The organism is Pirellulales bacterium (assembly GCA_035656635.1).
GTDB lineage: Bacteria > Planctomycetota > Planctomycetia > Pirellulales > JADZDJ01 > DATJYL01.
This window is the reverse complement of sequence record DASRSD010000008.1, coordinates 45,709-55,320: the sequence shown is the minus strand read 5'-3', so window position 1 is coordinate 55,320 and position 9,612 is coordinate 45,709. Positions and strand designations below refer to the sequence as shown.

Sequence of the window (9,612 nt, the reverse complement as noted above, 5' to 3'; positions counted from 1 at the left end):
ATCCAATCCAGGCCGGGCACTTTGACCAGTTTCCGCAGCAGTTCCGCCAGGCGCGGCTGGCCGTATAAATCGAGACCGTAATACGTGGTATCTTGGGCCACGATGATGAGTTCGCGCACGCCGTCGGCCGCCAGCTCGGCGGCTTCCTCCAGCACTTCTTCCATCGGCTTGGTGGCGTGCTTGCCGCGCATTTTGGGAATTGCGCAAAACGTACACAGGCGATCGCAGCCTTCGGAAATTTTCAAATAGGCAAAATGCCGCGGGGTGATTCGTAACCGGGAACGATCGGAAAATGGGCGCGAAGGCGCCGGCCGGAACACGCTGCGTTGCTCCGCCAGCCGGCCGACCAAACGATCGGCCACTTGCGTTACCTGCTCGCGGCCAAACACGCCGACGATGTAATCTACCTCCGGGCATTTTTCCAGCAGCACTTCTTTTTCGCGCTCCGCCAGGCAGCCAGAAACAATGACGCCCCGGATATCGCCACTCCGCTTCAGTTCCAGCATTTCGTGAATGGTGGAATACGATTCTTCGCGGGCCCGCTCGATAAAGCCACACGTGTTGACGACGACGAAATCTGCCCCCTGCGGTTCGTGCACCAGGCGGTAGCCATCGAGCTGCAGCAGGCCCAGCATGCGTTCGCTATCGACCAGGTTTTTGGGGCAGCCGAGGCTGACAAAAGCGTAGGTGCCTTTGCAATTGGTTTGGGCGGGTTTTTCGGCTATGGCGGACAAATGGGGGCCTTTATCAGTGAATGATGGAGCGCAATGTTCAGGTTCTTCATCTTATCCGAAACCCAGCGCGCTGACGAGTGGACCGCTCAAAACGAATTCGCCTGCCTAACCGGCGGCTTACCAATTGCTTGACAGGGACCGACCCGCATGATATAAACATATGTACACTAACTGGGTGCCGTCATGCTGCCGGAAATTTCGCGGGAAGAATTAGCGGGAGCGCTAGATATAGTGGCCCGCCGTGCGCTGCGGAGCGTACGGTGCGATAAGACGCCGATCGATGCGGTCGCCTTGGCGCAGCGGCTGGGCCTGACCGTGGCCTGGGACGATCGGCAACAGGGGCGGGCACGGCTGGTCAATTTGGCCATGACCAATGGGAGAAACGCGGCATCGATTTTTGTCAAGCACGACCCGCGCCCGGAACGGCTGCATTGGGCCGTGGCGCATGAAATTGGCGAAGCGTTGGCGGAAAAAGTGTTTGCGCAATTGGCGGTCGACCCTCATTTAGTGCCGCAACAGGCGCGCGAGACCATCGCCAACGGCATGGCGGCGCGATTGTTGTTGCCACACAAATCGTTTCATCGCGCCGGGAACGAGTGCCAGTGGGATTTGCTGCGGTTGAAAGAAATTTACACCACCGCCAGCCACGAGTTGATCGCCCGGCGGATGCTCGATTTTCCGCCGCCGGTGATTTTATCGGTATACGATCAAAACCAACTTGCATGGCGAAAAAGCAATGCCGGCTATCGGCTGGCCCCGCCGTGCGCGCGAGAACTTCAGGCTCGTCGCCAGGCCCACGAAACTTGCCAAGCGGTTTATGATGATGGTCCGCCGGCCATTCGCGCTTGGCCGATTCACGAGCCCGATTGGAAACGGGAAATTGTGCGCGTCGAAGTGGACGAGTTCGCCGAGTTCTGAATTGACCCGCCGGCTCGTTCACACTGGTCTCGTTAACACTGCGGCACGATCGCACTGCGGCACATCACACTCCAGCACCTTCACACTGCGGCGGGCGCGCTACACATTGGGCAATTTGCCCCAGTAAATCGGCGGCGAGAAACGGCTTGGAGACGACTGCCGCAGCGCCGGCGGCGTGCCACTGGGCAATATCTTCGCTGCGCGGAAAGCCCTGGAGAACCACAAGCGGCGCGTGGCCGGAAATTGCTTGCAGCGCGGCCACCGTGGCTAGCTCCGCCTGGGCGCAAGCACTGGAATCAAAAACAATGGTGTCGACCTTCAACGGCGTTTCCACCGGCGGTGTTCGAAGCCAAACGGTTTTCCATCCTCGTAGCGAGCAGACATCGCACAAGGCTTGACCTGTTTCGCGCTGCGGCGAAACCACGGCAATGAGCGCGGTCGAGGAATTGGAGCGCGCCGAATTCAAAGGGTCGCAGGCCAGCAACCGTTCGTCATCGGCCGCTGTGGCAGGAGAGATCAGCCAGGGGTTAAAAACCGTTTCGCCATGGTCCCCATCGGCAGGCACAGGCGTAACCAACCGCGGCAAGTGGCTCGGCCATTGATGCCAGTAAATTCGCAGCGCGGCGGGCAGCGGCAGGCCAGTGCGAACTTCTCCCTCGAACCACGGCCCCAACAGGCGCACGATTCGGGCCAGCGGCGCCGCTTGGTGCAACGCTTCAAGCTGGCCTTTCGAGATGCGCGGCGGAGAAAACTCTGCCAAAACAATCACCGCCGGAGCCAAGCCTTTCTCGGTCAGCAAATGGAGCGCCGCAGGCACATTGCCGGCTGTCCAAGCCCCGCGGCCAATTAGCCAGGCGGCCGCCGCGCGGAATTCGGCTTGATCCGTAGGGCCAATCCACAACGTGGGTAGAGTTTGATTCATGCAGGTGCGCTACGCATTCAATTTTGCTTCGGCCGTTTGAATTGCTTGTCGGACGGCTTCGGCATCTGGCGCGGCTCGCAGCGCGGCCAGCAATTCCGGTTCGGCAATGATTCGACTCAAGCGCGCCAAGGTTTGCAAGTGACCACGGTCGTCGGTCGAGCAAATCAGAAAGAACAAGTCGGTCATTAAACCACTGCGTCCGCCAAACGGAATGCTGTTTTCCGTTCGGCCAAACGCTAAAAACGCTTCGCCTAAAATGCTGGTCGTCGGCCGGCGCGGGTGCATCAGCGCCACGCCAATTTCCAGCGCCGTTGGGTGCATATCTTCCCGGGCACGGACCGCTTCGGCCATTTTTTGCGGGTCCCACAACAGCCCGGTGCGGGCAGCCACTTCGGCCATAGCGGTGATTACCGAATTGCGCGTTTTCGCCAGCAAAGGCACTTCGATTGCGGCCAGCGGCAGCAGTTGGCTAATGCCCACCGGAGCTAGCAAATGCCCTGCGGCCGGCCGAACAATGGCTTCCATTTGCTGCAACTCTTCCTGATCGGACAATCCAATGCGGCTCTCCAGCCAGTGATGCACATCCGCTTGCGAAAACCGCCATTGCTCCTGAACTTTGCGTCCCGGAATTTTGCCGCGCTCCGCCAGGCGGCTTACTTGCGCCGGCGTTAAATGCAAATAGACAGCCAGCCGCTGCAAATCAAAATCTTCTTCTGCCATGCGTGATAGCGTAACGGCAAAATGGGGAATGCGGAATGGGGAATGCGGAGGTGATGAGAGAGGAATGCAGGTAGCTGAATGCAGTGCAAAATGCAAGGTGCGGAGCTTGATGAGGTAAGGGAGGCGAGCAGGTAAGAAGGTGAAGAAGCCAGCAGGCATGCGCACTCGGTGCAAGCAAAAAAATAGGGGTTTGAAAGTCAGCCGAAATCGCCTTGACAGGAATGCGGAAATCGCCACAATTCGGCCCCGTTTGCAGTGCAATTGAGATCGCTTTTTCACGAGCGCGCCGTAACCAGGAAGGAAGCGGCCGCTGGCTTTTCGGTTTGTACGTCTCGACCAAGTTCCGGGGGCAACGGGACAGGTTGTGAAGGCGGCAGATGCCGCACTCACCGCCGAGCAGGGCAAGGAGGCCTTGCGACATGCGGGACATTACCTCTAGCGCTGGCGGCGTCAGCTTGCGGCAATTATTGCCTGCGGCCACGCTGTTTGGAGCCGACGACGTGGTTGTGCAAGCCTGCACGGCCGATTCGCGCACTTGCCATCCCGGCGATTTGTTTGCTGCGCTGGTGGGCTGCCACGTCGACGGCCACGAATACGTTTCTGCAGCGGTTCAACGCGGGGCGGCGGCCATTTTGTCGGAGCGCTATGTGCCGGCCGCGGGCATTCCGGTGTGCGTGGTGCCCGACAGCCGTATCGCCTTTGGCGAAATTTGCCAGGCGCTGGCAGGCCATCCTAGCCGCAAGCTGAAAGTGATTGGCGTCACCGGCACCAACGGCAAAACGAGCACCAGCTGGCTGATTGCCAGCGTTCTGCAAGCGGCCGGTTACACTGCCGGATTGACCGGCACCATTGTCAACAGCGACGGCCTGGCCATCGATTCCAGCGACATGACCACGCCCCCGGCGCCCATGCTGGCCGATTGGCTGGCGCGAATGGCCGCCAACGGCTGCTCGCACGCCGTGTTGGAAGTTTCCAGCCATGCCTTGGCGCAATCACGCACGGCCGGAATCGAATTCGACGCCGGCTGCATTACCAACGTGCGGCGCGATCATCTCGATTTTCACAATACCATCGAAAATTATCGCCAGGCGAAAGGGCGGTTGCTCGAGCAAATTAGCCCGGACGGCTTTGCAGTTCTGAATGCCGACGATGCCGTGTGCCGCGAATTTGTGACTTCGTTCAACGGGGCGGCGCTGACCATCGGCCTCGAAAACTCCGCCGAGCTCACGGCCACCATCATCGAGCGGCACGCCAGCGAGCAAACGTTTTTATTGCATGCCGGCCACAATACTGCTGCGGTTCGCACCAAAATCATTGGCACAGGGCACGTTTACAACTGCCTTACCGCCGCGGCGGTTGGGCTGCTATACGGCATTCCGCTGACCGACATCGTGCGCGGGTTGGAACAGTTGGAAAAAATTCCCGGCCGTCTGGAACGAGTGGAATGCGGCCAGCCATTTAGCGTGTTTGTCGATTACGCCCACACGCCCGATGCCTTGGCCAGCGTACTCGGGTCGCTGCGATCCACCACCCCAGGACGGCTGCTGTGCGTGTTCGGCGCAGGTGGCCAGCGCGATAAAGAAAAGCGTCCGCTCATGGCTCAGGCCGTGGAGCAAGCCGCCGACCTGGCGATTGTGACCGACGACAATCCACGTCGGGAAAACCCGGCCAAAATTCGTCGCGATATTTTGCGCGGGTTCGTGCACAGCAATGCCGTGGTGGTAAAGCCCGATCGGGCCGAGGCCATCGCTTGGACGCTGGAGCAGGCCGAAGCGGGAGATTGCGTTTTGATCGCCGGCAAAGGGCACGAAGATTATCAAATTGTCGGCAACCAGCGGAATTGGTTCGACGATCGGGAAATTGCCCGCCGCTGGCTGTACGAAAATATTTCCTTGCCGCGGACCGGCGCGCCGGCGTTGGCGTCTTTGTGGAGAGCAAACGCGGGCTGAGGAAATCAACCCGGCCTGGCGGCCGGGGCTAAGCAATTGATGGATGCGATTTCGGCAATTGATGGATGCGATTTCGGCAGTTGATGGATCAAAAATCATGGTATTAACTCTGGCGCAACTTCGAGAAATTACCGGCGGCCAACTGCGGTTAGCGGCGATGCCGCCGCGCCACGGCGAAACGACGCACGTGGGTCCAATTGTTACCGATAGTCGCCGGATCCAGGCCGAGATGGTGTTTTGGGGCTTAACGGGCCCACGCTTCGACGGCTCTTGCTTCGCAGAAGATGCGCTGGTGCGCGGCGCATCGGGCGTGGTGGTGGCCGGCCGGAACGTGGAGCCGTGGGCGGGTCGTTGGTCGTTGCGCGTGGAAGACGGCTTGAAAGCGCTGCAATCGCTGGCGGCCTGGCAGCGGCGGCAGTTTGTCGGAAAGGTGGTGGCCGTTACTGGCAGCGTGGGAAAAACGACCACCCGGCTGATGATTGACACTGTGCTGCAGAGCAAGTTTTCCGGCACGACCAGTCCGCACAACTACAACAACAACATTGGCGTTCCGCTCAGCTTGCTGCGGCTGGAGCGCGAACACCAATACGCCGCTTTAGAGCTGGGCGCTAGTGCGCCAGGCGAAATTGCCGAGCTGGCCAAGCTGTGCCGGCCGCAAATTGGCATCATCACGCGAATTGGCGAAGCCCACTTGGGCGGCTTCGGTAATCAGCAGCAATTGGCCGCCGCCAAGGCGGAATTGCTGGAAGCCCTGCCACAGGACGGCCTGGCGGTGCTTAACCGCGATGATCCGTGGCAGCGACAAATGCGTCACCGCTGCGCCGGAAGAGTTGTTTGGACGGGCCGTGGACCGAATTGTGATTTGTCCGCCTCCGAGGTGCGCTCGGCCGGCGGCCGTTTGCAATTTCGTGTCGATCGGCAGAACTACGAAGTGGCCGTTTGGGGTCGGCATCATTTGACTTCGGCACTGGCGGCCATTGCCGTGGGACTGGAATTCGGAATGTCGCCCGCGGAAATTGCGGCCGCCCTGGCGGGTTTTCAACCACCCTCCATGCGCTGCCAGGTGACCGACGAAGCGGGCGTGAAAGTGATCGACGATTCGTACAACGCCAGTCCCTCGGCCATGCGGGCGGCACTGGAGCTGCTGCGCGAAGTGGATGCGCCGGGAGAGCGGGTGGTGGTGTGCGGCGACATGAAGGAATTGGGCGCCGCCAGCCGGCAATGGCACCGGCAGATTGGCGAGGAAGTAGTTACGCGGTGCGGGGCCGATCGGCTCATCGCCTGCGGAGATCATGCCAACGACGTGGTAATTGCCGCCCGAGCCGCAGGCATGCCCAGTGCGCGGGCAACCGCCTGCCAGGCGATGGAAGAAACCATTTCGCTGGCCAAGTACCTCACGCAGCCGGGCAGTGCCGTGTTGGTGAAGGGTTCGCGGGCCATGGGTTTGGAGCGCGTGGTGGAGGCGATTCGTAGTGAAAATTTGCGGCGCGCAGCGTGAAGTGTTTAGCCGCGACGCGCAAGCGGAGCGCGGTGCTGAGCAAGTGAAGACATGAGCGGGTGATGAGTGAATCGATGTTTAGCCGCGACGCGCAAGCGGAGCGAGGTGCTGAGCGAGTGATGACGTGAATGGTGAACAGATGAGGCAGTGAGCGCGTGAGTTCTCACTTCCCCATCTCTTCACCTCGAAGGAACAATCCAAGTTGTGGCTCCGTCCGCTGCGCCAAAGTTTGCGGGAACCGAGGCGCTACCCTCCCTCCTGGGTAGGAGTGATTAACTTGTCTGGCGCAGTTTCTGGGTCAATTGCGCGGGCAAGTGCTTCGCGACGGAGCCAAGACTGAGCGTCGGAGCGGCGGCAACGCCGCTCCGACGACTCAGGGAACAAGCGGTTAGTGGCTAGCGGTTAGTGGCTAGGGGTTAGTGGCTAGGGGTTAGTGGCTAGGGCTAGAGATTAGTGGTTACGGATAGCCGGAGGCACACTTGCCTCCGGAGGCAGCTGAAATGACGAATGAAATGACGAATTATGCTCGTTTGGCTCGTCGATCAATTCGCAACCTGGTGGACCGGAACGCCGTGGTCCGCCATGCAAACCGGGTTTGGCAAAATCACGTTCCGCACGGCGCTGGCAGCCTTGGCCAGCTTCATCCTGGCCGTGTTATTAGGACCGCACGTCATTGCCTGGCTGCGTAATCGCTTCCGTGAGCCGCCCAACCAACGGTCGGCCGAACTGAGCCAGTTGCATCGCCACAAAGCCGCCACGCCGACCATGGGTGGATTGTTTTTAGTCGCCGGCATTGTGGCGGCCGCCGTTTTGCTTGGCAACTGGAAGAACAGCTACGTGCCGATTTTGATCGTGAACTTAATCGCCTTGGCCACGATTGGCGCGCTGGACGATCTCAAAAAATTATCGGGCGCCGGCCGTGGATTGACCGCGCGCACCAAATTGGCAGCGCAATTCGCCGTGGCGGGATTGATCGCCTGCTGGATGTATGCCGTGCAGCACGATGTGCCCGGCGGCGCCGATTTACAAATTCCCTTGCTGTGTGCAAGTGTGCCGCTAGGTATTTGGTTTGTGCCGCTGACCATGCTAGTGATTGTGGCCAGTTCCAACGCCGTGAATTTGACCGACGGGCTGGATGGATTGGCCGGAGGATGCTTGCTCACCACGACGGCGGCCATGGCCATCATGGCCTATGTGGCCGGTCACGCCGATTGGGCCGGTTACTTGGGCGTGGCACATATTCCTGCCGCTGGGGAAACCGTTGTCATTGCCGGCGCCATGATCGGGGGAACGCTGGGATTTTTGTGGTTCAATTGCCAACCGGCGCAAGTGTTCATGGGCGATACCGGCTCGCTGGCGCTGGGGGGCACTTTGGGATTGCTGGCCGTGGTCGCCCGACAGGAATTGCTGCTGTTGATCGTGGGGGCCGTGTTTGTGGCCGAAGCAGGCAGTGTGATTCTGCAAGTTGCTTCGTGCCGCCTGCGCGGCCGGCGTATTTTTCGTTGTGCGCCGCTGCACCATCACTTTCAACTGGTGGGCTGGGCGGAAAACAAAATTGTGACGCGGTTTTGGATTGTGTCGATGCTGTGCGCCCTGGTGGCGCTGGGCGTAATGAAAATGAACCGCAGCGAGGAATCCCGAGCGCCATCGACCGGCGAAAATATCGCGGCGCGCGAACTTGGATTCGCAAACCATGTCGTGGAAAGCGATGTCCAAGCCAAGTAAAGTTAACATTCTGTTCGCCGGCGGCGGCACCGCGGGACATTTATTTCCCGGGCTGGCCGTGGCTGCGCAGTTGGCCGCGCTGGCGGATGCCCCGGCGATGACCTTCGCCGGAAGCGGCCGGCCTTTGGAACAACGCTTAGTAGCCGAGGCGGGCTTGGAATACCTTTCGCTGCGCAGTGCCCCGGCCGCAGGTGGATGGCGCGGCATGTGGCGATTCGTCGGTCAGAACGTGGTGGGCTTTCAAACGGCGCGGCGTCTTTTACAGCGGCGAAAGTACAACGTCGTGGTCGGCTTAGGTGGCTACGTTAGCCTGCCCGTGGGTGTGGCGGCGCGGAGCATGGGAATTCCGCTGGTGCTGTTGGAGCAAAATGTATTGCCGGGCAAAACCAACCGATGGCTGGCCGCGGGGGCCGATTTAATTTGTGCCGCGTGGCCGAATTCGCGGCAACACTTTCGCGCCGTGTGTCCCGTGCGAGTGACGGGAAATCCACTGCGAGCGGGCTTCCGGCCACGAACTTCTGCTCACCGTGCCCGGCGTGCAACGCGCCACGGTTGGCGGCATCGATTGCTGATTTTGGGCGGGAGCGGCGGCGCGCACGCGTTGAACGAATTTGTCCCCCCAGCGCTGTATAAGCTGCGCGATCAACTCTCCGGCTGGCAAATTGTGCACCAGGCCGGCGCGCACGAGGCGGCAGCCACCGACGAGTTGTATCGCAAATTGATGATCGAGGCACTCGTCGTGCCCTTTGTGCGCAACCTACCGCAAGTGTTGCGGCAAAGCGATTTGGCGGTTTGCCGTGCCGGCGGCTCCACCTTGGCGGAACTGGCGGCCACCGGCGTGCCGGCGGTGTTGGCGCCATATCCGCACGCAGCGCAAGATCATCAACGGCTCAATGCGGAATTATTTCGCTCGGCCGGAGCTGCACGCCTGATTGACGAGCGCCAGCCGGGGGTGCCCTTTGATGATGCGCTGGCCGACACGTTGGTCGATTTGCTGGCCGACGGTGGCGCGCGAAATAAAATGTCATCGGCCATGTTGCGCTTGGCGCGGCCTGACGCCGCCTGGCAAGTGGCAACCATGGTGTACGAGCTGGCAACTCAGGCTGCGGCGCGCAAAGCCGCTTGAGAGCTAGAGTTTGCACCGTT

General features: G+C 60.5%; 8 protein-coding genes. 5 read left to right on the top strand and 3 right to left on the bottom strand.

Annotation, left to right across the window (positions count from 1 at the left end):
• Window positions 1–734 (bottom strand): radical SAM protein (locus tag VFE46_00860; GenBank protein HZZ26526.1); only part of this gene is annotated, 734 nt, incomplete at its 3' end.
• Between the two features lie 183 nt (window positions 735–917).
• Between VFE46_00860 and VFE46_00855 the strand changes: the two genes are divergently transcribed.
• Window positions 918–1,652 carry an ImmA/IrrE family metallo-endopeptidase gene (locus tag VFE46_00855; GenBank protein HZZ26525.1) on the top strand — a complete coding sequence of 245 codons (735 nt, stop codon included), beginning with the start codon at window positions 918–920 and terminating at the stop codon, window positions 1,650–1,652.
• Window positions 1,653–1,716: 64 nt separating this feature from the next.
• Here VFE46_00855 and VFE46_00850 read toward each other — a convergent pair whose 3' ends face one another.
• Both VFE46_00850 and VFE46_00845 read right to left on the bottom strand, forming a co-directional pair.
• Entirely contained in the window at window positions 1,717–2,574 is an 858-nt protein-coding gene (locus tag VFE46_00850) for a hypothetical protein (GenBank protein HZZ26524.1), read from the bottom strand.
• A 9-nt stretch (window positions 2,575–2,583) separates the two neighbouring features.
• Complete coding sequence (locus VFE46_00845; protein ID HZZ26523.1) at window positions 2,584–3,453, bottom strand: PTS sugar transporter subunit IIA; 870 nt, start codon at window positions 3,451–3,453, stop codon at window positions 2,584–2,586.
• 260 nt (window positions 3,454–3,713) lie between these two features.
• Here VFE46_00845 and VFE46_00840 point away from each other — a divergent pair, with 260 nt between their 5' ends.
• From VFE46_00840 to murG, 4 genes are all read left to right on the top strand, one after another.
• Complete coding sequence (locus tag VFE46_00840; protein HZZ26522.1) at window positions 3,714–5,243, top strand: UDP-N-acetylmuramoyl-L-alanyl-D-glutamate--2,6-diaminopimelate ligase; 1,530 nt, start codon at window positions 3,714–3,716, stop codon at window positions 5,241–5,243.
• Window positions 5,244–5,340: 97 nt separating this feature from the next.
• Window positions 5,341–6,741, top strand: a complete 1,401-nt coding sequence (murF, locus tag VFE46_00835; protein ID HZZ26521.1) for a UDP-N-acetylmuramoyl-tripeptide--D-alanyl-D-alanine ligase — start codon at window positions 5,341–5,343, stop codon at window positions 6,739–6,741.
• A 522-nt stretch (window positions 6,742–7,263) separates the two neighbouring features.
• Entirely contained in the window at window positions 7,264–8,466 is a 1,203-nt protein-coding gene (gene mraY, locus VFE46_00830) for a phospho-N-acetylmuramoyl-pentapeptide-transferase (protein HZZ26520.1), read from the top strand.
• Window positions 8,435–9,592 (top strand): undecaprenyldiphospho-muramoylpentapeptide beta-N-acetylglucosaminyltransferase, encoded by a 1,158-nt coding sequence (gene murG, locus VFE46_00825; GenBank protein HZZ26519.1) that lies wholly within the window; start codon window positions 8,435–8,437, stop codon window positions 9,590–9,592. Before mraY ends, murG begins: the two co-directional genes overlap by 32 nt.
• The last annotated feature ends 20 nt before the right edge of the window (window positions 9,593–9,612 follow it).

Bases quoted from the DNA above. Each gene is read 5' to 3' on its own strand.
- VFE46_00855 (HZZ26525.1), top strand. From the start codon at position 918: ATGCTGCCGGAAATTTCGCGGGAAGAATTAGCGGGAGCGCTAGATATA.
- VFE46_00850 (HZZ26524.1), bottom strand. From the start codon at position 2,574: ATGAATCAAACTCTACCCACGTTGTGGATTGGCCCTACGGATCAAGCC.
- VFE46_00845 (HZZ26523.1), bottom strand. From the start codon at position 3,453: ATGCCTGCTGGCTTCTTCACCTTCTTACCTGCTCGCCTCCCTTACCTC.
- VFE46_00840 (HZZ26522.1), top strand. From the start codon at position 3,714: ATGCGGGACATTACCTCTAGCGCTGGCGGCGTCAGCTTGCGGCAATTA.
- murF (HZZ26521.1), top strand. From the start codon at position 5,341: ATGGTATTAACTCTGGCGCAACTTCGAGAAATTACCGGCGGCCAACTG.
- mraY (HZZ26520.1), top strand. From the start codon at position 7,264: ATGCTCGTTTGGCTCGTCGATCAATTCGCAACCTGGTGGACCGGAACG.
- murG (HZZ26519.1), top strand. From the start codon at position 8,435: ATGTCGTGGAAAGCGATGTCCAAGCCAAGTAAAGTTAACATTCTGTTC.